Source organism: Glycomyces sp. NRRL B-16210 (genome assembly GCF_000719515.1).
Classification (GTDB): Bacteria; Actinomycetota; Actinomycetes; order Mycobacteriales; family Micromonosporaceae; genus Glycomyces.
The window spans coordinates 168,493-194,363 of record NZ_JOGR01000004.1 but is presented as its reverse complement, the minus strand read 5'-3'; the positions used below and the strand labels follow the sequence as shown (position 1 = coordinate 194,363).

Annotated in this window: 22 protein-coding genes and 2 pseudogenes; 7 read left to right on the top strand and 17 right to left on the bottom strand. The window is 71.9% G+C overall.

The features are described from left to right. Positions 1-44 precede the first annotated feature (44 nt). On the top strand, positions 45-1,961 hold the full coding sequence (locus tag IF12_RS0107285; protein WP_030156304.1) for a DEAD/DEAH box helicase: 1,917 nt from the start codon (positions 45-47) through the stop codon (positions 1,959-1,961). Beyond that, positions 1,958-2,530, top strand: a complete 573-nt coding sequence (locus tag IF12_RS0107280) for a hypothetical protein (RefSeq protein WP_030156302.1) — start codon at positions 1,958-1,960, stop codon at positions 2,528-2,530. Before IF12_RS0107285 ends, IF12_RS0107280 begins: the two co-directional genes overlap by 4 nt. A 51-nt stretch (positions 2,531-2,581) precedes the next feature. On the opposite strand, the gene IF12_RS0107275 is transcribed toward IF12_RS0107280, so the two are convergent. The 3 genes from IF12_RS0107275 to IF12_RS0107265 form a co-directional block, all read right to left on the bottom strand. After that, a complete protein-coding gene (locus IF12_RS0107275; RefSeq protein WP_133884296.1) occupies positions 2,582-3,559 on the bottom strand; it encodes a hypothetical protein in 978 nt (325 codons plus the stop codon). Positions 3,560-3,604: 45 nt separating this feature from the next. Continuing rightward, positions 3,605-4,282, bottom strand: coding sequence for a hypothetical protein (locus IF12_RS0107270; RefSeq protein WP_030156297.1), 678 nt, complete (start codon positions 4,280-4,282; stop codon positions 3,605-3,607). Positions 4,283-4,374: 92 nt separating this feature from the next. Next, positions 4,375-5,025, bottom strand: coding sequence for an HAD-IA family hydrolase (locus tag IF12_RS0107265; protein WP_030156295.1), 651 nt, complete (start codon positions 5,023-5,025; stop codon positions 4,375-4,377). A gap of 132 nt (positions 5,026-5,157) precedes the next feature. On the opposite strand from IF12_RS0107265, the gene IF12_RS27150 reads away from it, so the two are divergent. Beyond that, the gene (locus IF12_RS27150) at positions 5,158-5,682 is read left to right on the top strand and encodes a GNAT family N-acetyltransferase (RefSeq protein WP_030156288.1); all 525 of its coding nucleotides are present in this window, start codon (positions 5,158-5,160) and stop codon (positions 5,680-5,682) included. Between the two features lie 9 nt (positions 5,683-5,691). Here IF12_RS27150 and IF12_RS24790 read toward each other — a convergent pair. The 5 genes and pseudogenes from IF12_RS24790 to IF12_RS0107235 all read right to left on the bottom strand — a co-directional run. Continuing rightward, positions 5,692-6,354 (bottom strand): annotated as a pseudogene (locus IF12_RS24790) (response regulator); the annotation flags it as partial. Continuing rightward, positions 6,351-7,559, bottom strand: a complete 1,209-nt coding sequence (locus IF12_RS26995) for a sensor histidine kinase (protein ID WP_030156283.1) — start codon at positions 7,557-7,559, stop codon at positions 6,351-6,353. The pseudogene IF12_RS24790 and the gene IF12_RS26995, both read right to left, overlap by 4 nt. Positions 7,560-7,568: 9 nt before the next feature. Further along, the gene (locus IF12_RS0107245) at positions 7,569-8,393 is read right to left on the bottom strand and encodes an ABC transporter permease subunit (protein ID WP_051704082.1); all 825 of its coding nucleotides are present in this window, start codon (positions 8,391-8,393) and stop codon (positions 7,569-7,571) included. Further along, complete coding sequence (locus IF12_RS0107240; protein WP_030156279.1) at positions 8,390-9,310, bottom strand: ABC transporter ATP-binding protein; 921 nt, start codon at positions 9,308-9,310, stop codon at positions 8,390-8,392. Before IF12_RS0107240 ends, IF12_RS0107245 begins: the two co-directional genes overlap by 4 nt. A 125-nt stretch (positions 9,311-9,435) precedes the next feature. Further along, positions 9,436-11,142 (bottom strand): bifunctional 3'-5' exonuclease/DNA polymerase, encoded by a 1,707-nt coding sequence (locus tag IF12_RS0107235; RefSeq protein WP_030156276.1) that lies wholly within the window; start codon positions 11,140-11,142, stop codon positions 9,436-9,438. A 150-nt stretch (positions 11,143-11,292) separates the two neighbouring features. On the opposite strand from IF12_RS0107235, the gene IF12_RS26070 reads away from it, so the two are divergent. Then, complete coding sequence (locus tag IF12_RS26070; protein WP_166659595.1) at positions 11,293-11,436, top strand: GPGG-motif small membrane protein; 144 nt, start codon at positions 11,293-11,295, stop codon at positions 11,434-11,436. Between the two features lie 125 nt (positions 11,437-11,561). Here the strand turns inward: IF12_RS26070 and IF12_RS0107225 are convergent, their stop codons facing one another. The 6 genes from IF12_RS0107225 to IF12_RS0107200 form a co-directional block, all read right to left on the bottom strand. Further along, positions 11,562-12,602, bottom strand: coding sequence for a LacI family DNA-binding transcriptional regulator (locus IF12_RS0107225; protein ID WP_051704080.1), 1,041 nt, complete (start codon positions 12,600-12,602; stop codon positions 11,562-11,564). Positions 12,603-12,618: 16 nt separating this feature from the next. Next, positions 12,619-13,563, bottom strand: coding sequence for a carbohydrate ABC transporter permease (locus tag IF12_RS0107220; protein ID WP_081913337.1), 945 nt, complete (start codon positions 13,561-13,563; stop codon positions 12,619-12,621). Next, positions 13,560-14,537 (bottom strand): carbohydrate ABC transporter permease, encoded by a 978-nt coding sequence (locus IF12_RS0107215; RefSeq protein WP_030156269.1) that lies wholly within the window; start codon positions 14,535-14,537, stop codon positions 13,560-13,562. Before IF12_RS0107215 ends, IF12_RS0107220 begins: the two co-directional genes overlap by 4 nt. 131 nt (positions 14,538-14,668) lie before the next feature. Then, entirely contained in the window at positions 14,669-15,934 is a 1,266-nt protein-coding gene (locus IF12_RS0107210; protein ID WP_030156267.1) for an ABC transporter substrate-binding protein, read from the bottom strand. Between the two features lie 220 nt (positions 15,935-16,154). After that, positions 16,155-17,579, bottom strand: a complete 1,425-nt coding sequence (locus IF12_RS0107205; RefSeq protein WP_030156265.1) for a glycoside hydrolase family 16 protein — start codon at positions 17,577-17,579, stop codon at positions 16,155-16,157. A 221-nt stretch (positions 17,580-17,800) separates the two neighbouring features. Beyond that, entirely contained in the window at positions 17,801-18,253 is a 453-nt protein-coding gene (locus IF12_RS0107200) for a hypothetical protein (protein ID WP_030156262.1), read from the bottom strand. Between the two features lie 170 nt (positions 18,254-18,423). Here IF12_RS0107200 and IF12_RS27145 point away from each other — a divergent pair, with 170 nt between their 5' ends. Next, positions 18,424-19,083, top strand: a complete 660-nt coding sequence (locus tag IF12_RS27145) for a M50 family metallopeptidase (protein ID WP_081913370.1) — start codon at positions 18,424-18,426, stop codon at positions 19,081-19,083. 6 nt (positions 19,084-19,089) lie between these two features. Here the strand turns inward: IF12_RS27145 and hrpB are convergent. The 3 genes and pseudogenes from hrpB to msrB form a co-directional block, all read right to left on the bottom strand. Then, positions 19,090-21,582 (bottom strand): annotated as a pseudogene (gene hrpB / locus IF12_RS0107195) (ATP-dependent helicase HrpB); the annotation flags it as partial. A gap of 102 nt (positions 21,583-21,684) precedes the next feature. Beyond that, entirely contained in the window at positions 21,685-23,247 is a 1,563-nt protein-coding gene (locus IF12_RS0107180) for a serine/threonine protein kinase (RefSeq protein WP_051704079.1), read from the bottom strand. A 258-nt stretch (positions 23,248-23,505) separates the two neighbouring features. Beyond that, positions 23,506-23,916 (bottom strand): peptide-methionine (R)-S-oxide reductase MsrB, encoded by a 411-nt coding sequence (msrB, locus tag IF12_RS0107175; RefSeq protein WP_030156258.1) that lies wholly within the window; start codon positions 23,914-23,916, stop codon positions 23,506-23,508. Positions 23,917-23,975: 59 nt separating this feature from the next. Between msrB and IF12_RS0107170 the strand changes: the two genes are divergently transcribed. Continuing rightward, the gene (locus IF12_RS0107170; RefSeq protein ID WP_051704078.1) at positions 23,976-25,004 is read left to right on the top strand and encodes a beta-propeller fold lactonase family protein; all 1,029 of its coding nucleotides are present in this window, start codon (positions 23,976-23,978) and stop codon (positions 25,002-25,004) included. A 91-nt stretch (positions 25,005-25,095) separates the two neighbouring features. Then, complete coding sequence (locus tag IF12_RS0107165) at positions 25,096-25,719, top strand: TetR family transcriptional regulator (protein ID WP_051704077.1); 624 nt, start codon at positions 25,096-25,098, stop codon at positions 25,717-25,719. The last annotated feature ends 152 nt before the right edge of the window (positions 25,720-25,871 follow it).

The window sequence follows — 25,871 nt, the reverse complement described above, 5'->3', positions numbered from 1 at the left end:
TTGTGGCAAAATGGCACGTCTGCCTCAGATCAGTAGGAGCCTCGTTGCCACCCAGCGAACTGCACGCCACCTTCCTGCCCGACCACGCCTCACCGGCGGACGGTCGGCTGCTGTTCTACGGCGGCGCGCACCCCGGGGCCGCGGTGGCCGAACTCGGCCTGCCGCCCGGGGACCCGGTGGACGCCGAGCTCTACCTCGACGGTGAGCTCCGCTACGTCGACGGCGTGACCATGCCGGTGCGCCCGGTCCTGCCGGCGCTGACGCGCATCGCCTCGCGCCCGGACATCACCGAGTCGGTGGCGATCTGGGCGCGGATCGCGAACGCGGTGGACGACGACAAATTCGACGACCTCGACCGCATCGCGGCCGAACTGCCCGCCGAGGGCCACTCGGTGCCGCACTCCGAAGGCCACGTGTGGACCTCGAAAGCGCTGGTCAGCGCTTTTGTGGAGTCCTATACCGAACTGCTGCGGTCCGACTCGGGGCTCAACCTGCGGCTCATCACCGCCCAGCACTCCGACCCCGGCGAGATCCGCGTCAACGCCGAGCTGCGCCGCTACCAGGCGCACGGCATCGCCTGGCTCGAAGCGGCCGCCGAGAGCGGCGCGGGCGTGATCCTCGCCGACGACATGGGCCTGGGCAAGACCCTCCAGTCGATCGGGCTGCTGGTGCGCCGCGCCGGGAACGCGCCGCACCTGGTGGTCTGCCCGACCTCGCTGGTCGGCAACTGGCAGCGCGAGATCGCCCGGTTCGCCCCGCAGTTGTCGGTGCACCTGCACCACGGGCCCTCCCGCAGCCGCACCCCGGGACCGCTGACCGAGGCCGACGTGGTCGTGACCTCGTACTCCATCGCGCTGCGGGACCTGCGGCTGCTGCGGTCGATCACCTTCGACACGATCGTGATCGACGAGGCGCAGGCGATCAAGAACCACCGGTCGCGCACCGCCGGTGCCGTCCGCGACCTCACCGGCCGCGTCCGCGTGGCCCTGACCGGCACGCCGGTGGAGAACCACCTGGCCGAGCTGTGGTCGATCTCCGAGTTCGTCAACCCGGGGCTGCTGGGCGGCCAGGCCGACTTCAAGCGCCGCTTCGCCGACCCGATCGAGATCGGCCGCGACCCGGTCTCGGCGGCGACCCTGCGGGCGCGGATCGACCCGGTCGTGCTGCGCCGCATGAAAGAGGACGTCGCCGCCGACCTGCCGCCGAAGATCGAGGCGGTCGTGGCCTGCACCATGACCGACGAGCAGTCCGGGCTGTACAAGGAGGCGATCCGCGAGGCCTTCGACGAGGGCCTGGGCGACGGCATCACCCGCCGCGGCCGCGTGCTGAAGCTCTTGACGCGCCTCAAGCAGATCTGCAACCACCCCGCGCAGTACGTCGGCGCCGGCGACAGCGCCTCGGCGGACCGGGGCCTCGCCGAGCGGTCGGGGAAGCTCGACCGGGTCACCGAGATGCTCGCCGAGGTCGTCGACGAGGGCGACAAGACCCTCATCTTCACCCAGTACCGGCAGATGGGGGAGCTGCTGTCGCGCCACCTGGAAGCCGAGCTCGGCGTCGCCGCGCCGTTCCTCCACGGCGGGCTCGACCAGCCGGCCCGCGACCGGCTCGTGGACGAGTTCCAGACCGTCGAGGGCCCGGCGATCCTCCTGGTGTCGCTGCGCGCGGGAGGCACGGGCCTGAACCTGACCGGCGCCTCGCACGTCGTGCACTACGACCGCTGGTGGAACCCGGCCGTCGAAGACCAGGCCACCGACCGGGCGCACCGCATCGGCCAGACCCGGACGGTGCACGTCCACAAGCTGGTCACGGCCGGCAGCCTCGAGGAGCGGGTGGACGAGCTGCTCGCCCGCAAGCGGGCCATCGCCGACGCGGTGGTCGGCTCCGGCGAGGACTGGTTGGGCGAACTGGACGACTCCCAACTGCGCAAGCTCATCGAACTCGACGACGGAGGCCCCCTGTGAGCGACCCGTACGGCCGGACCTGGTGGGGCCGCAAGTGGTGGCGGGCCCTGGAGACCATCGGCCTGAACTACCCCGACCAGCGGATCGTCAAGGGACGCACGCTCGCCGGGCACGCCGCGGTCGCCGGGCTGGAGATCGCGCCGGGCTCGGTGACCGGGCGCGTCACCGACGCCAACGGCGTCTTCCCCGCCGAGATCCGCATCCCGGTCTACAACGCCTCGGCGTGGGCCGCGGGGATGACGGCGCTGTCGCTCTCGCCCTCGTGCGTGGCCGGGCTCCTGGCCGGGCGGCTGCCCAAGCGCATCGACGACGTGCTGGCGGACACCGGGATGCGGCTGCTGCCGAAGAAGTTCGTGGCCGAGGAGCACAACCGGATCACCACCGACTGCCCGTGCGCGGACAACCGGGAGGTGTGCGCCCACATCATGGCCCTCGCGCTGGTGAGCGCCGCGAAGATGGACGACGACCCGTGGCTGGTCCTGCTCCTGCGAGGCGGCCCCACCAGAGACCTGGCAGGCCGCCTGAGAGCCGCCCGCCTGGCGAGCATGGAAGCAGCCCAACCGGTCTGACCGAAACGCACGAGCCAGGCCGCGAAGCGGCCCGGCGATGTCCAAGTCGACTCAGCCCTTGGCTGTCCGGATGTGCTCGGTGATCCAGGCATCGAGTCGCGTCAAGTCAGAGCAGGACTCGATCTGTTCACGCCGCTCGTCGCTCACCGGACCCTCGGCTTCGAGCACCCGAAGGAGTATTGCCCGCGAATGGCGGAGTGCGCCCTCGTCGATCCCCAGCTCGCGGCCCTTCGCGAGCAGTTGTTCGGTGTACTCCGAGTGGTAGAGACGGGCGTCGGTCTTCATGAGTGCCTCCAGCAAGATCGCAGGCTCCTTCGCCAAGGTGGTGAGCAGGTACATCGCGTAATCGGCGGCTCGACCTGGTTCCAGGGTACCGAGCCACGCATCGAGAGTCGAGACGAACAGGTCGTTGGGGACGCCCTTCGGCTCTCGGCTCATGACCGCGGCGGCGACCGCCGCGGCCGCGGTCGGCACGTTGGCACCGGGCGTCAGGTCGGGCATGTCGGCGGGGCCGACCACGGCCACGGCCATGGTGCTGCCGGGCCCGACCTCGACGCCGCGACCGAACCGCTTCGCAAGCGAATCGGACGGGCACAGCATCAGCAGCACGACCGGAACGCGGTAGTCCTCGAAGGCCCGCGCCATGTAGCCGGGCAGCCGAAAGTACTTGTCCTCGCTCCAGGCGTTCTGCACTTCGCAGATGACGATCTGCTCGGTGTCGTCATCGAAGCGAAGACGGACCACGCCGTCGGCGCGGCGCTCGGTCAGGCCGGGCGAGCCGACTGCGCCGCTCCGCGATTCGGCGGTGACGCACCGCGCGTCGCTGCGCCCGCCCGCGAGGCCGAGCATCCACGCCACAGACTCCGGCTCGTCCTGGATCAGCTTCACGAGAATCTCGTGGAACTCTCCTGGCATTGATTCCTCTTTCCAATTGGGGGATTCACCCGATAGAACGAGGAGTCCTACGAACGGAAACGGCCGTGCGAGAAATGTGACGGTAGCGACTTCGGGACTGTGGAAGCGGCCCAACCGGTCTGAGTGGCGCTCTGCCGTCGCGGGCGTCGGGCGGGGCGGTTATCGGTTCAGGGTTGTTCGCATGGCGGCGTGGTAGGTGCGGGTTCCTGAACCTATCGCCGCTCGCAGCAACTGCGCCTGTTCCTCGGCGAGCAGTTGCAGCAGGCCCTCCGCGTACGACACGGCCTGCGCAGGGTCGAGGCCGTCCAGCCAGCGGTCGAGTGCGGCCGCCAGGTCTTCTGCCTGTGCTGCCGTCGACTCCTCGCCGAGCGCCGCCGACACCACCGCCATCCAGTCGCACCACGGACTCGCCTCGGCTACCAGGCCGGGCACCTCGGCGGGCCCGACCGCCGTGACCGCCGTGAAACTGTCCGGGCCCACGTCCACGCCCTGTCGGTAGCGCCTCGCGAGCGCGTCCGTGGCGCACACCAGCAGCGCGGAGACCGGGAGCCGGTGCTCCTCGAACGCGAAGCCCGTGATCGCCGGCAGGCTGTAGCGGATCTGCTCGTCCCAGTCCGCCAGGACCTTGCACACGACGATCCGCGCCGAACCGTCCGCGAACTCCAGGCGGACCTGCGCGTCCGCGTCATGCGGATCGGGCCACCGCGGCCAACCCGGACGCAGCAGCGTCCTCGCCGTAGTACAGCGCCTCTCGCGGGTCAGCCCCAGCATCCACGCTGCGGCGTGCGGCTCGTCCGCGATGAGCGGCGCGAGAACGTCATAGAAGGCCGGCGGCATGGGCTCCTCCTCGGAAATCGGGGCTTTCACCCTGAGAACGAGGATCCGATCGACCGGACACGGCACAGTCCGAAAGCCGACAATCCGCCGGCTCAGGCGAGCGTCACCGTCAGACCGGAGCCGTCGGCCCCCACCTGGACTGACTGCATGTCCGGAATCCGCGGCAGCCCCTCGGTCACCGCGCCCTTGTACGCGCCCACCACCACCGGCGTCGCCCCCGCCGCCTTCGCCGACTCCAGACCCGCCGGAGCGTCCTCGAACACCACCGCCTCCGACGCGTCGAACCCCAGCGCCCGCGCCGCCTTCAGATACGGCTGCGGATGCGGCTTGCCCTTCGTCACGTCATCGGCCGCCACCAGGAGCTTCGGCAGCGGAATCCCCACCGCCTCCAGCCGGCGCAGCGTCAGCGCCCGCGTCGCCGAGGTCACCACCGCCCACCGGCTCGGGTCCAGCCCGCCCAAGAGCGCCGCCGACCCCGGGACCTCGCTGATCCCGTCCGTCCGGTCGATCTCCTCGGCCTCGATCCGATCGGTCTCCGCCACCACGTCCACCCCCTTCGGCGCGAACTCGGCCACCACCTCGATCGTCGGGCGACCGTGCGCCACCGCCAGGATCGCCGCCGCCTCCAGCCCGTGCCGGTCGGCGAACCGCCCCCACGCGCGCTCCACCGACGCCGTCGAATCCACCAGCGTCCCGTCCATGTCGAACAACAGCACCCCGGCCTTCAGCACCGAACCGTCCATGCGTAACCTCCTCGAACCGATCCGCAACGGTAGCAACGGGAGATGTCCACCGCGCTACGATTCCCAGGCTTCGGAGAGAACGCGGCCCGATTCCAGTTGCACCGCCCCGGGCCCTCGCCTACCGTCGGAGCCGTGCCCGAACTCATCGACCCCACCGAACGCCTCACCGAGTCCTTCGCCGCCGCCATCGAGGAGTTCATCGCCGAAGGCCGCGGCGGACCCGAAGACCGCTCCCTGCTCGGCGCGATGATCCGCGACAACCCCGGCGACCCCCGCGACTGGATCCCCGCCCACCTCGCGCGCGAACGGCGCTGGCGGACCGAGGCCCCCGAGGACTTCGTGACCATGACGATGCTCTGGTGGGTCGAAGGCGACACCTACCTGGGGCGCATCAGCATCCGCCACGAACTGAACGAGCACCTGCGCGAGTTCGGCGGCCACATCGGCTACGACGTCCGCCCCAGCGCCCGCAGGCGGGGCCACGCCACCGCCATGCTCGCCGCCGCCCTGCCCCGCGCCGCCGCCCTCGGCATCGACCAGGCCCTCATCACCTGCGACACCGACAACACCGGCTCCCGCAAGGCCATCGAACGCAACGGCGGGCGCTTCGAAGACCAGCGCGGGGACAAACTCCGGTACTGGGTCCCCACCGCGTAACGACGCGTCGGGGGAGACGAGGCCGGTGTTGTAGGCGAAGATCACCGCCTGCACCCGGTCCCGGGCGCCGATCTTCGCGAGGATGCGCCCCACGTGCGTCTTCACCGTCGACTCGGCCAGATGGAATCGCTCGGCGATCTCGGCATTGTTCCAACCCCGCCCGATCGCCGTCAGCACCTCCCGCTCGCGCTCGGTCAGCACCTCCAACTGCTCGGCCGCCGCGGCCCCGTCCGGCTCCCCCTCGACCGGGAACTGGTCGGCGAACCGGTCCAGCAGCCGGCGCGTCAGCTTCGGCGCCACCACCGCGTCCCCGTTCGCCACCACCCTGATCCCCGCCAGCAGCTCCTCGGGCTGGGCGTCCTTCACCAGGAACCCGCTCGCCCCCGCACGCAGCGCCGCGTACGCGTACTCGTCCAGATCGAACGTGGTCAGCACCAGCACCCGGCTGCGCCCGCCCGCCGCGATGATCCGGCGCGTCGCCTCGATCCCGTCCACCCCCGGCATCCGCACGTCCATGAGCACCACGTCGGGACCCAACTCGGTGGCACGGCGCACCGCGTCCGCCCCGTTGTCGGCCTCACCGAGCACCACCAGATCCGGCTGGCTCTCCACCAGCATCCGAAACCCCATGCGCTGCAACGGATGATCATCGACGATGAGCAGAGTGGTCACCGGCGCCCCTTCCCTTCCCGAGGAAGCCGGAGCACGACCCGCCAACCGCCGCCCGCCTCTGGCCCGGCCACCATTGTGCCGCCGAACGCCGCCGCCCGCTCGCCCAGCCCCGCCAGACCCCGCTGCGTCCCCGCCGCCTCCACCCGGTCCCCGGTGTTCGACACCACCACGTCCAGACCCTCGTCCCCGTAGTCCAACCGCACCTCGGCCCACCGCGGACCCGTCGCGTGCTTGAGCACGTTCGTCAACGACTCCTGCACCGTCCGGTACACCGCCAGTTGCAGGTTCTCCGACAGCTCCCCGCGCTCGCCCGAGGTCCGCACCGTCACCGGCAGCCCCGCTTCCCGCACCCGCTCCACCAGAGCCTCCAGATCGGCCAGACCCGGCTGCGGCGCCATCGCCACCTCGTCGCCGTCCTCGGCCTTGAGCACCGACAGCACCCGCCGCAACTCGCCCAGCGCCTCCCGGCTCGTCTTCCCGATCACCTCAAGCGCCTCCTTGGCGCGCTCCGGCGCCGCCGCGGCCGCATACGCGCCCCCGTCCGCCAGCGCGTTGATCACCGCCAGGTTGTGCCCGATGATGTCGTGCATCTCCCGCGCGATCCGCGTCCGCTCCTCCGCGACCGCCTCCCGCGCCGCCTGCTCCCGCTCCGAACGCTGGAAGTCCCGCCGCGTGCGCACCAGCAGCGCCACCGCCACCACGAACCCGAAGTAGAACGCCGTCGGCGCGAACAGCGCCACGAAGCCCATCACCGAGTGCTCGTAGCGCAGCCACCAGTCGAAGCCGGCCGTCGCCGCCGAGATCAGCGCCGCCCACCAGATGAACCGCAGCGGACGGCGCAGCACCAGGTTGTACAGCACCACCGTGAACGCGATCGCCCCCGCCGAATCGGCGAACTCCGCACCCGCGCCCGTCAGCCCCAGCGGCGTCGTGATCGCCACCGGCACCAACTGGCTCAACGTCACCGCGAACGGGTACCGGCGCCGCCAGACCGTCGGCACCAGCAGCAGCACCACCACGAGCGCCTGCATCGCCGGATACCGCTGCTGGAAGGCGCCCGCGGCGCTCGCGACCGTCGCCGTCGCCGCGGGCACCGCGTACAGGACGATCGGGAACAGATCCCAAAGCAGCGGATGCCGGGAGTCGAACTCCCACATCCGCTGCCACAGCCCGCGTTTGCGGGAGAAGGTCACGGCCTCGGCCATGCAGGCACGCTACACGTCCCGGCGCTTGAGCAGCACCGCCGCCAGCCCGTAGAAGACCACCAGCCAGATGCCCATCCACAGCCACGACTCGCCCAGGCCCAGCGTCCCGTTCGCGGTGTCCACCAGCGTCGTCGTCATCGGCACGTCGCCCGGCGCGTACGGCGTCACATCGCTCACCCACTCCCACGGCAGCAGGGTCGCCAGCTGCGGCAGGATCATGATCACGCCGATGTAGAACCCGATCGAACCGGCCGAGTTGCGCAGGATCGCCCCCAGGGCGATCGCCAGCAGCGCCAGGTACACGATCATCGCGACGTACCCGAGCAGGGCCCGCAGGACCCCGTCGTCGCTCAGCGACACCCCGCCCATCCCGGTGCCCTCGAGCAGCGCCTGCGACAGGAAGAACGTCGCGAACACCATGACGGCGAACAGGGCCGCCACCACCGCGCCGAACACCGCGGCCTTCGCCCACAGCACCCCAAGGCGCTTCGGGGCCGCCGAGATCGTCGACCGGATCGAACCGGTCGAGTACTCGCCGGTGATCACCAGGATGCCCAGCACCGCGATGAAGATCGAACTGAGCGCCACCCCGCTCATCGAGAAGTCGATCGCCATGCCGGCGCCGCTCAGCTCCTCCATGTCGGAGGGCACGGTCCCCGAGATCAGCGCCCCGAGCCCGGCGGCGAACACCACCGCGCACAGCAGCACGATCCACGTCGAGCGCAGCGACCAGAGCTTGGTCCACTCAGAGCGCAGCAGACCGGCCGCGCTCAACTTGTAGTTCCCCGCGGGCGCGTAGGCCGCCGGGCGGTCGGTCATCACAGCGGCGGTCATCGGTTCGCCCCTTCCGTGGTCTGGCGGTACTCGACCGCGTCGGCGGTCAACTGCATGAAGGCGTCCTCAAGGGACCCGTTCTCGGTCCGCAGCTCGTGCAGGACCAGCCCGTGCGCGGCGGCCGCCTGGCCCACCACGGCGGCCTCGGTCCCCGAGACCTCCAGGACGCCCTTCTCCGGGCTCGCGATGGAGATCCCCGGACCGGCCAGGTGCTCGGCCAGCCGCGCCGCGTCGGGCGAGACCACCCGCACGCGCGACTTGCCGTCGCCGGCGATGAAGTCCTCCACCGTCGTGTCGGCCAGCAGCCGCCCCTGCCCGATCACCACGAGGTGCTCGGCGGTCTGCGCCAGCTCGCTCATCAGGTGCGAGGACAGGAAGACCGTCCGGCCCTCCGCCGCCAAGCCCTTGAGCAGCAGGCGGATCCACTTGACGCCGTCGGGGTCGAGGCCGTTGACCGGCTCGTCCAGAATGAGCACCGCCGGGTCGCCCAGCAGCGCCACCGCGATGCCCAGGCGCTGGCCCATGCCGAGGCTGAAGCCGCCGACGCGCTTGCCCGCGACCTCGTGCAGGCCCACGAGGTCGATGACCTCCTGGACGCGGGTCTTGGGGATGCCGTGGGTGCGGGCCAGGGCGAGCAGGTGCTTGTAGGCGCTGCGCCCGGCGTGCACCGACTTGGCCTCCAGGAGCGCCCCCACCTCGGTCAGCGGGGAGCGGAACTCGGAGTAGTGCTTGCCGTTGACGCGGGCGAGGCCCTGGGTCGGCGCGTCGAGGCCGACGATGGCGCGCATGGTGGTGGACTTCCCGGCGCCGTTGGGGCCGAGGAAGCCGGTGACGACACCGGGCTTGACGGTGAACGTCAGGTCGTCCACGGCGGTCTTCTTGCCGTAGCGCTTCGTCAGGTGTTCGATCTCGATCATGTCCACCAAGCTACGGCGCGTCCGAAGGCCGTTCATCGGTTTCCAGGGCGAACTTCGGGGGCGCCTGTGGTACCTGAGTACTACTACCTGCGATCGGCATCGGCGCCGCCGGGGACGCCGCGGTGCTACTTCGCCTCGGCGTAGCTGTCGACGGTCTTGGGGCGCAGCGGGATGCGCACGGGCACGTCCCCGAAGAGCGTCCTCGTCGCGCCGTCCGCCGCGCGGACGATCGCCGCGCCGACCTCCTCGGCCCGGTCGGCCGGGCAGTGGACCATCACCTCGTCGTGCAGGAAGAACACCAGCTCGCCGAGCCCGCCTTCGTGGAGCTCGCGCCGCAGCAGCGCCAGGACCACCAGCGCCCATTCGGCGGCGGTGCCCTGGACGATGAAGTTCCTGGTGAAGCGGCCGCGCGCGGTGGACACCTTGGTGCCGTCCTCGGAGTTGAGCGAGCGCCACCAGCCTTCGCCGGGCGCCGGGGCGGTCCGGCCGAGCCAGGTGCGGACGAGGCCGCCGCGCTCGCCGGTGCGCGCGGCCGACTCGACCCGCTCGAAGGCCGCGGGGAAGCGGTCGCGCATGAGCTGCACGAGTTGGGCCGCGTCGCCGGAGGTGCCGCCGTACATCGCGGAGATGAGCGCGATCTTGGCCTTCGAGCGCTCGCCGCCCAGGCGCGGGGCCAGCTCGGTGTACAGGTCGTCGGCGGCGGTGGCCGCGATCATGGCCTGGTCGCCGCTGATGGCGGCCAGGAGCCGCGGTTCGAGTTGGGCGGCGTCGGCGGCGACGAGCTTCCAGCCCGGCTCGGCCCGGATCGCCTCGCGGACGGCGTGTGGCATTTGCAGGGCCCCGCCGCCGTCGGTGCCCCAGCGGCCGGTGTCGGCCCCGCCGACGGTGTAGACGGGCCGGAACCGCCCGGTGCCGGAGCCGACCGCGGAGAACGCCTCAGCGCTTCGGCCGGTGCCGTTCGCGGTGGGGACGACCCAGGCGTCGGCCCAGTTCCAGCCGAACGCCGACCAGACGCGGGCGTGCTCGCGGTAGGTCTTGAGCGCTTCGACGGCCGGGTGGTCGATCGAGGCGAGCTCCCAGGCGTGGGTGGTCTTCACGTCCATGCCGGCGGCGTGGAAGGCCGCCAGGATCTGCTTGGTCGAGTCGGGGTTGAGGTGGTGGCCGAACGCCGCGACGACCTTGTCGGCGAGCGCCTGGAGCTTCCTGGGGCGCATCCCCTTCGCCGGGCGCGGTCCGAGCAGGTCGCGCAGGAGCCGGTCGTGCACGCCGAGGTCGAACGGGACGCCGGCGCGGCTCATCTCGGCGGCCACGAGACCGCCGGCCGACTCGGCGGCGAGCAGCGTCCCCAGGCCCGGCAGGTCGGCGGCGCCCGTGCGTCGGCGCTGGTCGAGCCATGTGGCCTGGAGCCAGGTGAGGAGGCCGGGCCCGTCGACCGGTTCGGGCTCGCGTTCGAAGAGCGTCCCGGCGTCGGGGTCGGTCTCGACGACGTGTGCGGGCGCCTCGTGTCCTTCGACGCGCGAGAGGATCCGCTCGGCCAGGCGCAGGTCGCGGCAGCGGTCGAGGCGCACCCCGGCGTCCATGAGCGGCGGATAGTCCCGCGCGGCGTCGGCCAGGACCCACCGCGGCCGGTCGTTCGGGCCGCCGCACTCGGAACGGGAGGAACCGGACAGATCAGTGGGAACGGCTTCGGAGGCCGCATCGGCGCTGCCGTGAGCGCCCGTTTCGATCGCCTTGACCGCCGCGGCGAGGTCCTCGTGGTGCGCGACGGCGCCGCCGGGCAGGGGCATCGTCCACCCCTCGCGGCCCCTGCCGAGCACCAGCGCTACCTCCACACGACAAGTGGATCACGCGCCTGTGACAATTCGGCCGCTCCTGCGCCGCGGCCGGGCCGGGGAGCGGCCCGAATCGGTTTCTCACGCGTGGCGGCCGAGGAGTTTTTGGAATGTGGACATATTTATGCGGCACTCGGGTACACCCGTTGCATGGCATTGATTCTTTGGATCCTCGCGGTCATCCTGGTCGTCTACGGCATCTGGATGATCTTCCGAGGACAGCTCCTGCTCGGTATCGTCGTCATCATCGTCGGCCTCCTGGTCGGCCCCGGTGGGGTGAGCATCTTCACCTAGCAAGACCGCTGCCGGACGCGCGCAGAGGCGCACCCGGACAGCGGTCTCATCCGAATTCTCAGGCCTCAGGGCCATTAACGAGCGGGCTCGGGCGACCGGGCCCGCTCCCGCGAGTCCGCAGAAGGTCAGGCGGACTCGCGGATCACCAGCTCCGTGGGCAGGATCGTGAGCGGCTCGACCGCCTCGCCCTCCAGCAGCCGCAGCATGATCCGGGCCAGATGCCGGCCGATCTCCACGATCGGCTGGCGCACCGTCGTCAACGGCGGGTCGCAGAACGAGGCGAGGGCGATGTCGTCGAAGCCGACCACCGCCACGTCCTCGGGCACGCGCCGCCCGGCCTCGCGCAGCGCCTGGAGCGCGCCGTGCGCCATGAGGTCGGAGGCGACGAACACCGCGTCGAGGTCGGGCTCGTCGGCGAGCAGCTGCCGCATCCCCGCGTGGCCCGACTCGGCCGTGAAGTCGCCGACCGCCACGATCGCGCGCCGGTCGGCCGCCGCGAGCGCGTCCCTGTAGCCGCCCAGTCTCGCCCGCCCCGCGACCATGTCCTGCGGTCCGGCGACCGTGGCGATGCGCCTGCGGCCCTTGGCCAGCAGGTGCTCGACCGCGGCGCGCACCCCGCCCTCGTGGTCGACGTCGATGCACGGGGCCTCCACCTGCGGGAGCCCGTTGCACACCACCGGGACCCCGCGCCGCAGCATCAGCTCCGGCAGCAGGTCCGCGTCGTGGAGCGAGGCGAACATGACCCCGTCGACGTGCCCGCCGACCGCGTACCGCTCGGCGCGCGAGCGCGCCTCGGCCGATCCGGTCGTCAGCAGCACCAGGAGCTTCCCGGCCGCGTCGAGCTCGCCGGCGACGCCGCGGATGACGCTGGGGAAGAACTGGTCGTCGGAGAAGACCCGGTTGGGCGACTCGGGGAGGATGAGCGCGACCGAGTCGGTCCGGTGGGTCACCAGCGACCGCGCCGCGGCGTGCGGCACGTAGCCGAGTTCGGCCGCGGCCGCCTCGACCGCCTCCCGCAGGTCCTCGGCGACCGTGGTCTGCCCGTTGACGACCCGGGAGACCGTCGCGCGCGACACGCCCGCCCGCTCGGCGACCTCTTCCAGGGTCGGCCGGCCCTGGCGGGGCCCCCGCACCGGTCCGCCCGGCCCCGCTTCCGTTTGCCGCATTCCGTCCGCCTCCGTCTCAGCCTTTGACCGCGCCTTGCATGATCCCGCTGATCATGTACCTGCCCAAGAGCGCGAACACCGCCAGCAGAGGAAGCGTAGCCAGCATCGTCCCGGTGAGCACCAACGACTGGTCGGTGACGTACCCGCCGCTGAGGGTCGACAGCGCGACCTGGACGGTGTACTGCTTCGGGCTGGAGAGCACGATGAGCGGCCAGAAGTAGTCGTTCCAGGCGGTCAGGAACGTCAGGACCCCGAGCACCACGGCGGCGGGCCGCGCGGCGGGCATGACGATCTGCCAGAAGATCCGGAACGTCGAGGCCCCGTCCACCCGGGCCGACTCGATGAGGGAGCCGGGCAGCGCGCCGCGCAGGTACTGGGTCATGAAGAAGACCCCGAACGCGTTGACCAGGCCCGGGGCGATGACCGCCCACAGCGTGTCCGTCCACTCCAGCTCGATCATGAGCATGTACAGCGGGATCACGCCGAGTTGCATCGGCACCATCATCGTCGCCACCACCGCGACCAGGAGCACCTTGGTGCCCTTGAACTTCAGCTTCGCGAACGCGAACCCGGCGAGCGTGGAGAAGAACACCACCGAGACGGTGACGGTGGCGCTCACGATGACCGAGTTGACCAGCGCGGTGCCGAACGGCACGGTCGCGAAGACCCGCTGGACGTTCTCGACGAGGTTCGCGCCCGGCAGCACCGGCGGCGGGATCGACGCGAGCGCCGAGTTGTCGCGGGAGGCGACCACGAAGCTGTAGTACAGCGGGAACCCCGAGAAGAACAGCACCGCGACGAGGGTGAGGTAGGCGAGCCGGCCGGGCTGCTCGCGCAGGAGCCGCAGGCGGGCCCGGGACCGGCGGCCCTGGCGCGGGGTCGGCGCGGTCGGGGCGTCTGCCGCCTCGGCGCGGCCCGGGGCCGCGGGCTCGGCGGTCGCTTGCGTGGTTCGGGGGCTCATGAAGCGCTCCTGATGCGGCGGAGGAACAGGTAGTTGAGCAGGGCGATGAGGACGATCACGGCGAACATCGTCCAGGCCACGGCCGAGGCGTAGCCGAACTGGAAGCCGCGGTTGAACCCGTGCTCGTACAGGTAGAGGGTGAGGGTCTGGAACTGGCGGGAGGCGCCGCCGGTGACCCCGTTGGGCCCGCCGCCGCCGAACAGCTGCGGTTCGGCGAAGATCTGGAGCCCGTAGATGGTCGAGACGATCACGGTGAAGACGATGGTCGGGCGGATCATCGGCACGGTGATGAGGAAGAGCTGCTGGAGCCGCGAGGCGCCGTCGAGGTGGGCGGCCTCGTAGACCTCGCGGGGGACCGCCTGCATCGCGGCGAGGTAGATGAGGGCGTTGTAGCCGGTCCACTTCCACGCCACCATGACCGCGATGGCGACGTGCGAGGAGGCGGTGCCGGCCTGCCAGTCGATCCGCCCGGCCCCGAGGGAGTCGAGGACCCAGTTGATGAGGCCGAAGTCGCGGCCGAACAACTGGCTGAAGATGACCGCGACGGCGACCACGGAGGCGACGTTCGGCAGGAGCATCCCCATGCGCCAGAACGTTTGGCCGCGCAGGCGCTGGGTGAGCACGTGGGCGAGCAGGAGCGCGGCGAGCAGTTGCGGGACGGTGGCGAGCAGCAGGATCGAGAGGGTGTTGCCGAGCGCGTTCCAGAAGTACGGGTCGGTCAGGAGGGTCTCGTAGTTGCCGACGCCGACGAAGACGTGCTCGTCGGAGAGCAGGCTCCACTCGTGGGTGGAGACCCACGCGGTGAAGCCGAGCGGGAAGAGCCCGAACACGGCGAACAGCACGAAGAACGGGGCGATGTACAGGTACGGGGAGGCGTGGAGGTCGAGGCGGTAGCGCCGGTGCTGGCGGCGTTCCCGACCGGTGGGGGCGGGCGGGGCGGTGCTCCCGGCGGTTCCCTTGTCGGCGACGGTCATCGGTTCGCTTTCACGGTTCGGTGGACGGGTGGGGCGTGCGGACCCGCGGGGCCTGCCGGTTTCGAGCAGCTGGTCCGGGCCGGCCCCGCGGGTCCGGCCGCTCGGCGCTCAGAGGCGCCGAGCGACCGGGGCTAGAACGATTCGAGGTCGTTCAGAACCTGGGCCCAGGCCTCCTCAGGGGACTGGGCGCCCTCCTCGATCCGGCCGAGGCCCTGGCCGATGGTCGCCAGCACGTCGCCCTGGAGCGGGCCCTGGTACTGCGGCTGCACGTTCTGGGCGGCCTCGGTGAAGATCTGGCCGACCGGCGCGTCGTTGAAGTAGGCCTTGCTCAGCCCGGTCAGCGCCTCGTCCTCGTACAGCGCGGGCGTGGACGGGAAGTTCCCGGTCGACTCGAACACCTTCTGCTGCTGCTCGGGGGCGGTGAGCCACTCGATGAAGGCGTAGGCCTCCTCGGGGTGCTCGCCCTGGGCGGGCAGGACCAGGTGCGAGCCGCCCATGTTGCCGGCCCCGCCGGGGACCGTGGCGATGTCCCACAGGCCGGAGGCGTCGGGCGCGTTCGTCTCGATGTAGGAGGTCATCCAGGCCGGGCAGATGATGGTCGCGAAGGTGCCCTCGTTGAACCCGGCGTTCCATTCGGGGGTCCAGGCCTGGAGGCGGTTGGACATGCCCGCCTCGATGGCCTCCACGGTCAGCTCCCAGGCCTCGCCGATCGCCGGGTTGGACTCGACGATGAGATTATTCTCGCGGTCGTACACGCCTTCGGGGGCCTGCTCGACCATGGCGCGGAACATGTTCCCCGAGGACTCGAAGAAGAAGCCGCCGTCGGTGGCCGCCGAGTACTGGTGGCCCACGGCCACGTAGTCCTCCCAGGACTCCTCCCACAGGGCCGAGACCTCGTCGCGGTCGACCGGGAGCCCGGCGGCCTCGAACAGGTCGGTGCGGTAGCACATGGCCATGCCGCCCACGTCGGTGCCGAGGCCGATGAGGGCCCCGCCGTCGGACGAGAGTGCCTGCTGCCACTTCCAGTCCAGCCACTGGCCCTCGAGCTCGTCGGCGCCGAGGTCGAGGAGGTTGTGGAAGCGGTCGGGCTGGGCGGTGTACTGCGAGATGTAGCCGACCTCGACCGCCTCGATGTCGGAGGCGCCCGAGCCGGTCGCCAGGTGGGTGGTGAGCCCGGTGTGGTGGTCGGCGAACTCGGCGATGCGCTCCTCGAACTTGATCTCCGGGTGGAGCGCGGTGTACTCCTCGTAGAGCGGGCCGAAGCCGAAGTCGCCGAACAGGCCCACGCTCAGGGTGATCGTGCCGTCGTCCTCGCCGGAGCACGCGGCGGTCCCGGCGGCGACCATCGCCGCGGCGGCGACGGCCGCGAGGGCGGCGCGGGTCGGTCTGTTGCTCATCAATCTGTCTCCTAATCGGTGGATGAGGGATCCGCTGCGCCGCACGGGACGCGGGGCCGCGGGGGAGTGCCGGGCCGGCCGCCGCCGGAAGCGGTCGGACCCGGCTTACGTGACTGGGAAGGAGAGAGCGCTCTCTGGACGGAAGGGGAAGCCGCCCGGCGCTCTTTCCTCCGGCAGGGCCGCCGCGCTTGCGGGCGCGGCGGCCCCACCGGCCGGTCGATCAGTGCCGGAACAGGAACTGATCGACCGACACGAAGGCCTCCGGCTGGCCGGAGGTGAACGTGAGGAACACGTCGTGGACCCCGGTCACGGCGTCGACGTTGCCGGGGACGTCCTGCCAGGAGGTCCACCCGCCGGTGTTCGCGACGGCGAACGAGCCGATCGGGCTCGCCGTGGCCGAGTCGATCCGGACCTCGACCAGGCCGCTCACGCCGCCGCCGGCGCCGGAGGCGACCGTGGCGACGAAGTCGAGCGGACTGCTCGATCCGAAGTCGACGCCGTCGTAGCGGACCCAGTCGCCGTCGCCGAGCGGGCCGATCGCGCCGCCGCTCGTCGCCACGCCCGAGGACGCGTCGAAGGAGGTCGTCTCGATCGCGGTGTACGCGTCGCGCACGCCGACGCCCGGGGTGGTCGGCTCGTCGGTCGTGGGCTCGTCGGTCGGCTCTCCCGAACCGCCCGAGGTGTAGACGCGGACGTAGTCCACGAGCATCGAGTGGCCCGGCTCGGTGGCCGCGGTCGGCGTCACCTGCCCGGAGACGCCGTCGGGGAAGGCCCCGCCCATCGCCAGGTTCAGCAGGACGAAGTAGCCGGCGTGCTCGGTCATCTCGGCCCACGTGTCGGCGGGGAGGTCCGTCTCGTCGATGGTGTGGAACAGCTGGTCGTCGGCGTACCAGCGCAACTGGCCGGCCGAACCCGACTCGTCCCACTCGAACGCGTAGGTGTGGAAGCCGTCGTGGCAGGAGCCGCCGCACTGGGTGGTCGCGCCGAGGCCGTTGAACTCGTCGCACGGGCCGCCGGGGGCGACGCCGCAGTGCAGCACGGCGTGGACGGTGTCCTCGCCGTTGACGTTCTCCATGATGTCGAACTCGCCGACGCCCGGCCAGTTCCAGTAGTTCCCGGCGTACGGCGAGCCGAGGGCCCAGAACGCGGGCCAGTAGCCGAGCGCGGCCTCCCCGGTCACCTGCGGGACCTGGAGGCGCCCCTCGATGCGCAGCGCGCCGCCCTCGGGGGCCTTGAAGTCGGTCTTCTTGGTCTCGATCCGCGCGGAGGTCCACTGCCCGGACCCGTCGCGCAGCGCGGTGATCTTGAGGTTCCCCGACCCGTCCAGGGACAGGTTCGCGGGGTCGTCGGTGTGGGCGGCGATCTCGCCGGTGCCCCAGTTGTCGGGCCCGCCGGGGTAGGAGTGCCCGAGGTCGATCTGCCAGTTCGCCGAGGAGGGCAGCTGCCCCGCCGGCCCGTCGAACTCGTCGGCCCACACCAGGTCCCAGGCCTGCGCGGCCTCGGCGTCGGTCTGGGCGCTGGCGTTGGTGACGGCGAGGCCCGCCGCCGCGACGAGCGCGGCGCCCGCGACGGCGGCGGTCACGATGCGCGCGAGCCGCCGCCTCGGGCGGCTGCGAGGTTGGTCGGAGGTCTGAACTTCAGCCATGACGGCTCCTTTGCCGGGTCATTGAGAAACCGCTCTCTCGATGCTGATCAGGATCAGGTTCGAGAAGAGAGAGCGCTCTCTCATTTGGTCCAGGGCTCATTCATACCGAAAGGATCGGCGCATGTCAATGGATCGTGGCCGAAACGTTATCGACCCAGGCAGGCCCGCGACCAGGTGAACCCTTGCGCGCCAAGGTCATCGCCCGCTCCCGGCGGCGGCCTTCACCGGGTCTCGCCCTCTTCCTCGGTCGGCGGCCGCTGCGTTTCGCGGGCGCGCCGCTGGAGTTCGCCTATCCGCGCCTGGCGCTCCTCGCGGAGCGCTTCGAGGCGCTTGGACCGGACCCGGATCTCCTCGGGCGACTCGGTGCCGCCGAGCATCCGCTTCTCCAGCCACTCCACGTGCTCGGCGTGCGCGGCCGCGTTGATCGCTCGCACGTCCTGGTAGGTGCCCCGCAGCGACTCCATCCGCTTGAGCGCGTCGTGGCACTGCGCCAGCAGGATCTCGATGTCGGCGTTCTCGGCCGGGTTCGCGCCCTCGCGCCGCGCCTCCAGCCACGCGATCCCCTCCCGCAGCTTCTCGCGGGCCTTGAGGTTGTGCATCGCCAGGTCCTCGACGATCTGGTCGGTCAGTTCGAGGAAGCTCAGATGCGGATCGGGGCGGTCGTCGGTGCCCATTGGGCGGTCCTTCCACGAGGAGGTGCCTCTGCCCCCTCTACCATACGGGCGCGGCTACGATCATCCTTCACCGCGCGTCCGATTCACCCCGAAGCCGAGGTTCAGTGGCACCCTTCGCGACCGTCATCGACACTCTGACCCAGACGCAGAGCGCCCCTCCCGCCGGCGTCATGCTCGCCTGCCTGGCGGTCGCCGCCGGCGCGGTACTGTACGCGCCGGTGTGGCGCTGGAGCCGCGGCCTGGTCACCATCGCCCACGAGGGTGGGCACGCGTTCATGGCCGTGCTCATGCGCCGTCGCCTCACCGGCATCCGCCTCCACGCCGACACCTCGGGCCTGACCTTCTCGCGCGGCAAGCCCACCGGCTTCGGCGCGGCGATGACCCTCGTCGCCGGATACACGTTCCCGGCCGCGCTCGGGCTCGGCGCGGCGGCTTTGACCGGCGCGGGCCTGATCACGCTGCTCCTGTGGATCACGCTGGTGCTCTTGGCGGTGATGCTCGTGTTCATCCGCAACTGGTACGGCGCTCTGGCGCTGCTCGTGACGGGCGCGGGCGTGTTCGCCGCGACCTGGTACGGCAACGCGATCGTGCAGACCGTCGCGGCCTACGCGGGGGCCTGGCTGCTGCTGTTCGGCGCGGTCAAGCCGGTGCTGGAGCTGGGCGCGCGCCGCCGCCGCGGGCGCCGCTCGGGCCAGTCGGACGCCGACCAGCTCGCGGGGATCACGCCGGTCCCGGCCGGGGGCTGGATCTTCCTGTTCTCGATCGCCACGATCGCCGCGGCCCTGTGGGGCACCTGGATGCTCCTGCCTTTTGAAAGCTGGCTGGCCTAAGCGCGGCCGCCGCTTGACCCTCGCGGTCGGCGCCTCCGCGTACGGGTCCTCCGGCCACGGGTGCTTCGGGTACCGCCCGCGCATCTCCTTGCGCACCTCCCGGTACGGCCCCTCCCAGAACGACTTGAGGTCGGCGGTGACCGCCAGCGGCCGCCCGGCCGGGCTGAGCAGGTGCAGCAGGACCGGCACGCCGGCGATCCGCGGGGTGTCGCGCGCGCCGAACATCTCCTGGAGCTTGACGGCGAGCACGGGGGTCTCGCCCGAGTAGTCCACGCGCGCTTCGCGTCCGCTCGGCACCGCGAGCGACTCGGGGGCGGTCTCGTCGATGCCCGCACGCCATGGAAGTAGGTTGCGAAGCGCCTGCCCGACTGGGAGCCGCTCGACGTCGGAGCGGCGTCGCGCCCGCGACCACCACGGCTCCAGCCAGTCGGTGCTCGCGGTCAGGGCGGCGTCGGACACGTCCGCCCACGGCTCGCCGAGCCGCTCGTGGCAGAACGCCATCCGCTCCCGCAGCCGCTTCGCGTCGGTCGACCACCGCAACAGGCCGAGCCCTTCGCGCCGCAGCCCTTCGGCGAGCGCCGCGGCCACCAGAGCGCGATCGGGCTCGCGCAGCGGCTCGGAGGCGACCTCGATCGCCCCGAGCGTGCGCACCTTCCGTGCGACCACGTCGCGGCGGTCCGCGTCCCACTCGACCCGCTCGCTCCGTTCGTCGCCGACCAGTTCGCACGCCAGCTCCCCGTCGATGGGCACGGCCGCCCGGATGAGGGCGGCGGCCCGCCCGGGGGAGCGGTCGGCGTCGGCGATCGCGAGCCACTCGCTCCCGGCCAGCGAGGAGCCCTCACTGGACACCGCGCCGGTCCCGGCGACCGTGAGCCATTGGCCCCCTTGGCGTCTGCCGACCCTTTCGGGGAACGCCAGGGCGATCACCGTGGCTGCGGCCTCGTCGTCGCTCACCGACCGGTCGCGGCTGGGCACATTGCGGGCGAGCCGCGCGACCTCCGCGCGCCACGGGCGGTCCCTGGCGGCGCGCAACTGCCGCCACTGCGCCAGCAGATCGTCTCCCTTGCCGCGGCGGTCCAATCCCAGGAGCGCGGCCACTTCGGTGGCCTTGACCGAGCCGACCCTCTCGGCGCCGTCCAGAAGTGCCCGCGCCAAGCGCGGATGCAGCCCCACCTTCGCCAAGGTTCTGCCGCGCTCGGTCGCGTTCCCGTCTGCGTCGATCGCGCCGAGCGACACGAGGGTCGCCTCGGCCGCTTCGATCGCCCCCGCCGGCGGCCTGCCCGGCAGCGCCAGCTCCTCCACCGGCGTGCCCCAGCACGCGGCCTGGAGCCGGAACGCGGTGAGGTCCGAACAGGCGATGTCGGGGGCGGGCTGGGCGCTGCGGAGGCCGTGCTCGGCCTCGCTCCAGCACCGCCAGACCTCGCCGGGCCCTTCGCGCCCGGCGCGGCCCGCGCGCTGGGCGGTCGAGGCGCGGGAGGCGTTGGTGGTCGTTAGCCCCGGCAGGCCCCGGGCGTGGTCCACGATCGGCCGGCGCGCGAGTCCGGCGTCCACGACGATCCGGACCCCGGGGACGGTCAGGCTCGACTCGGCGATGTCGGTGGCGAGGACTACCCTGCGGCGCTCGCCGGCCCGCATCGCGCGGTCCTGCTCGGCGGGCGAGACCGAGCCGTGCAATGGATATACATCGGAGTCGAGGTAAGCAAGCTGCTCGGCCACGCGCCGGATCTCGGCCGCTCCCGGCAGAAAGACAAGCACGTCGCCTACGGCGCCTCCCTCCGCAGCGGTGTCGATCCCCGTGTCGAGGGCCTGGCCGATCACGTGCGCGACGTGGCTGAGGAACCGCGGGTCGACCCGCAGCCCGTCAGGCGGGTTCAGGCGCGTTCGCGGCGGGGCCCAGTGCATCCGCACCGGGTGGCGCATCGGCTCGGAGCTGACGGCGGGCGCGGGCGCGCCGGCCAAGCCCAGGAGCGCGGTCCAGAGCCCGATGTCGGCGGTCGCCGAGGCGGCGACGATCGCGAGGTCGGGCCGGAGGACCTGGCGGGCCTCGGCGAGGAAGGCGCTGGCGGTGTCGGTCTCCAGGTGCCGCTCGTGGCACTCGTCGAGCATGACGAGGTCCACGCCGGGCAGCTCGGGGTCGGCCAGGAGCCGGTTGAGGAGCACCCCGGTCGTCACGACCTCGACCCGCGTGGCCGCCGACCGGCGCGTATCGCCCCTGATCTGGTAGCCGACCCGTTCGCCGACCTTCTCGCCGAGGATCGCGGCCATGCGGGAGGCGGCGGCCCGCGTGGCGAGGCGGCGCGGTTCGGCGACGAGCACCCGGCGCGGGACCGCCGTCGCGCCGGCGTCGATGAGCCCCGCGAGGGCCAGCGGGGCGAGGGTGGTCTTGCCGGTGCCCGGCGGCGCGGCGAGTACCGCGGTCCCGGTCCGGGCGACCGCGTCGAGGAGGTCGGGAAGCGCTTCGCGGATCGGCAGTTCGGGCAGCGCTGGCGGTTGCGGCATGGCACTCATTCTCGCCGAGCCCGCCGCGAGGCGGACGGCGGACGGTCCGGAGACGGCGAGGGGCGCGGCCCTCAAGGCCGCGCCCCTCTCACGGTTCCGGCGCTAGCCCCGGTTCTCGGGGAGGCACGAGTCGTCGGTGTTCACGTACGTGAAGGTGAGCTGGGTGTGCTCGCTGATCTCGCGGCCCTCCGGGACGCTCTGGCTGATGATCTCGCAGGACACGAACTCGCCCTCAGGGGTCACGACGTTCCAGAAGAGGTTGGTGAGTCCGTCGCCCTGGAGCTCGGCGATGACCTCGTTGAGGTTCTCGCCGATGTAGTCGTCGAGCTCGTACAGCTCGGGTCCCTCGTCGGTGTCGTCGTTGCCGCCGTTCGACCCGTTGTTCTGGTCGTCGTTCCCGCCGCCGTCGTCGGTGTTCGCGTCCTGCTCGGCGGTCTGCTCCTGCTCCGCGGTGGTCTCCTCCGGAGCCTCGTCGGTGGTCGCCTCGGCCGTGGCCGAGTTCTCGTCGGCCAGGTCCTTGTCGTCGTCGCCGCCCCACGGCCCCCAGATGACGAGCGCGGCGACGAGCACCGCGATCCCGGCCACGACCACGAGGATCGGCCCGGTCGGGTTGCGCTTGGCCTCCTCGGCCTCGCGCGGGGGCGGCAGCGGCGGGTCGTCGGGCCCGGCGCCGAACTGGCCGGTGGCCGCGCCGTACTCGTCCTGGTAGGCCGGCTGCGGCGAGGTGTGCGCCTGCGCGACCCCGGCCGCCATCGCCGGCGCGGCGCCCGGGGACATGACGCGCGTGGCCTGCGAGTTCGGCGGGGAGGACTGCATGGGGGAGAGGATCGCGGTCGTGCCGCCGCCCATGCCGCCGGCGCGGCACACGCGGGCGAGCTCGGCGGCCGAGGCGAACCGCTGGCTCGGGTCCTTCGCCAGGCAGCGCATGATGATCTGGCCCACCGGACCGGGGATGTCGGGCGGCAGCGGCGCGGGCTGGCCGGTCATGTGGCCGGTGATGATCGCCGCCGGGTCGCTGCCGCTGAACGGCGGGCGGCCCGAGAGGCACTCGTAGGCGACGATCCCGAGCGAGTAGACGTCGGTCGCGCCGGTGAGCTCGCGACCGGCCAACTGCTCGGGCGAGGCGTAGGCGAGCGTCCCCATGACGGTGCCGGTCTCGGTGAGCCCGGCCTGGCCGCGCGCGGACGCGATGCCGAAGTCGACGATCTTGGCCCCGCCCTCGGGGTCGATGAGCAGGTTCCCCGGCTTGATGTCGCGGTGGATGATGTGGGCGCGGTGGGCGACGTCGAGCGCGTCGGCGGCCGCGGCCACGATCCGCAGGGTCTCGGCGGGGGAGAGGCGCCCGCGCTGGCGCAGGACGTTGTCGAGCGCCTGGCCGCGGACGAGCTCCATGATGAGGTAGGAGACCAGGCCCTCGGGGCCGTGCTCCTCGCCGTAGTCGTAGAGGGCGACGATGCCGGGGGACTGGAGCGCGGCGACCGCCTGGGCCTCCTGGTGGAAGCGGGCGCGGAAGCGGTCGTTCCCCGAGAGTCCGGCGTGGAGGAGTTTGATGGCGACGACGCGGTTGAGCCGGGTGTCGGTGCCGCGCCACACCTCGCCCATGCCGCCGGCGGCGAGGCGTTGCTCAAGGCGGTAGCGGCCAGCGATCAGGTTCCCGGGTTCCACCCTCGGCCTCTCTTCACTTTCGGGGAGCAGGGGACGAAGGTGAGCTTAGTCGGGCACCGCGCGAGCGCCTGCGGCCGTCCGGGATGCCCGCGAGGAGGCGGTCACCGGGCGGCGGACTCGCCGAGTCGAGGTCGGCGCGGGTTCGCGCCGCCGGCCAGAATCCGTCGGTTTCGGGCGATGCCGCCCCGCGTCGGGCCCGCCGCGCCCGGGAGGCACCGTCACGTGTGGAGGATCACCGCCGCGAAGGCGCGCTCAGGCTCAGGCCTCGTCAGGGACCGGCTCCAGCGTGAGGCTGATCGAGTTGATGCAGAAGCGGGCGTCGTCGGGGTTGTCCCAGCCCTCGCCGTAGAACACGTGGCCCAGGTGCGAGTCGCAGTTCGCGCAGCGCACCTCGGTGCGGCGCATCCCCAGGCTGTCGTCCTCCAGCAGCTTCACCCGCTCGCCCGCCATCGGCGTCCAGAACGAGGGCCACCCGCAGTGCGAGTCGAACTTGGTGTCGGAGGCGAACAGCTCGGAACCGCATGCCCTGCACCGGTACACGCCGCGGCGCTTCTCGTCGACGTACTCGCCCGTCCACGGCGCCTCGGTGCCGCCCTCGCGCAGCACCCGGTACTCGTCGCGGCTGAGCCGCTCCCGCCACTGCTCGTCACTCCTGCTATCCGAACCCATACCCCAAGTGTAGGCACGAGGTCGCGTCCTTCCGTGCTCGTGCGGCTAGGATCGGCCACATGCGGTACCTCCTAGGCGATTACACGACTGAAGGCGGCCCCGGTCTGGTCGTCGCCGGCCCGGACGGGCTCGGCACCCCGGCGCCCGTGGTCAACCCCTCGTGGGTCCACGTCGGCCCCGAGGCGGTCTACACCCTCACCGAGACCGAGCCGGGCTTCGCCGGGGCCTGGCGCCTCGGCGAGGACTTCGCCCTCGAACGCCTGGGACAGGGCCAGTCCACGGGGGGCAACAACCCCTGCCACGCCACGGTCGACCCGAGCGGGCGCTGGCTGCTGGTCGCCAACTACGGCGACGGGGACGGCGGCGGCGCCTCCGTCGCGGTCCTGCCGATCGGCGAGGACGGCCAGCTCGCCCCGGCCGTCGAGGTGTTCAAGCTGACCGGTTCCGGTCCGGACCCCGACCGCCAGTCCGGTCCGCACGCGCACCAGGTCGTGTGCCGCGAGGGCCGCGTCCTCGTGGTCGACCTCGGCTCCGACCGCATCCACGCCTTCGACCTCGGCGAGGAGGGCAAGCTCACGCCCGCCGCGACCACCGCGCTCGAACCGGGCTTCGGCCCGCGGCACCTCGCCTTCTCCGGCAACCGCGCCGTCATCGCGGGGGAGCTGGCGAACGCGGTCGTCACCGGCACCTTCGACGAGCGCTCGGCCACCTTCTTCCTCGGCCCGGTCGTGCCCCTGCCGAGCGGCGAGGTCGCCGACCTGGCGGCGCTGCCCGACATCGGATTGGACGAGCCGTCCCCCGCGCCGGCCCCGGCGGCCGTCGTCGCCGACCCCGAGCGCGGCCTGGTGTACATCACCGTCCGCGGCACCGACCAGCTCGTCGCCGTCGAACCCGGGGACGGCGAGCTCGTGCGGGCCGTCCCGGTCGGCGCGGCCTGGCCCCGGGACGCGGTGCTCACCGGCGACGGGACGCTCCTGGTGGCCTGCCAGCACACCGGCGTGGTCACCCGCGTGGACCCGACCGGCGAGAACGCGCCCACCGTCGAGTGGACCGTGCCCGGCGTGACCTGTGTGGCCCCGATCGCTTGAGGCCACCCCGAACCGGCGAACTTGCACTCTCTGCAAAATTTCCTTCTGAGCATCTTGTGAACACCGGCAACCTCCGGTTAGGGTTGCCGGCATGGCCGACTCCACGGGACTGCGCGATCCAGGGCTGCGCGAACGCAAGAAGGCCGCCACCAAGGCGGCCCTCAGCGAAGCCACCCTGCGCCTGGCGATGGAGAAGGGCGGGATCGAGGCCGTCACGGCCGACGAGATCGCCGCGAAGGCCGGCGTGTCGACGCGCACCTTCCACAACTACTTCCCGAACAAGGAAGCGGCGCTCCTCCACGACTTCCACGACATGACACTGCAACTCGTGGCGAACCTCCGCGAGCGCGTCAAGGACCAGCCGGTCTGGGACGCGCTGCGCGACGCGTGCATCGACATGCGCATCGGCGAGCGCTTCGACCTCGTCGAACTCCAATGCCGCGAACAGCTCATCCACGCCTCGCCCGCGCTCATCAAGGAGCAGTCGGGCCAGTTCATGGAGCTGTTCGCCGAGGCCCTCGGGATCGTCGCCGAAGCCACCGGCACCCGGCCCGAGGACCTCTACCCGCGCCTGCTCCTCGGCGCCGCGCTCGTCGCCATGAAGACCTCCAACGAGCAGTGGCTCACCGACCCCGGCGACCGCAGCCTGACCGAGGCGATCACCGAGGGCTTCGCCGTCTTCGAGCGGGGCATCACCCGACCGCCCGCGGCCTGAACCGGCCCGGACCCACGACGCACAACTGAACAGACGCGAACCAGGAAACCCAGCGCCGTCAACGTCGACGGCGAACACCACCCGACCGGTTCCGCCGCACACCCACTGCGCACACGCTGCTCAGGCAGGCGGGACCGGCCAATCATCCGATT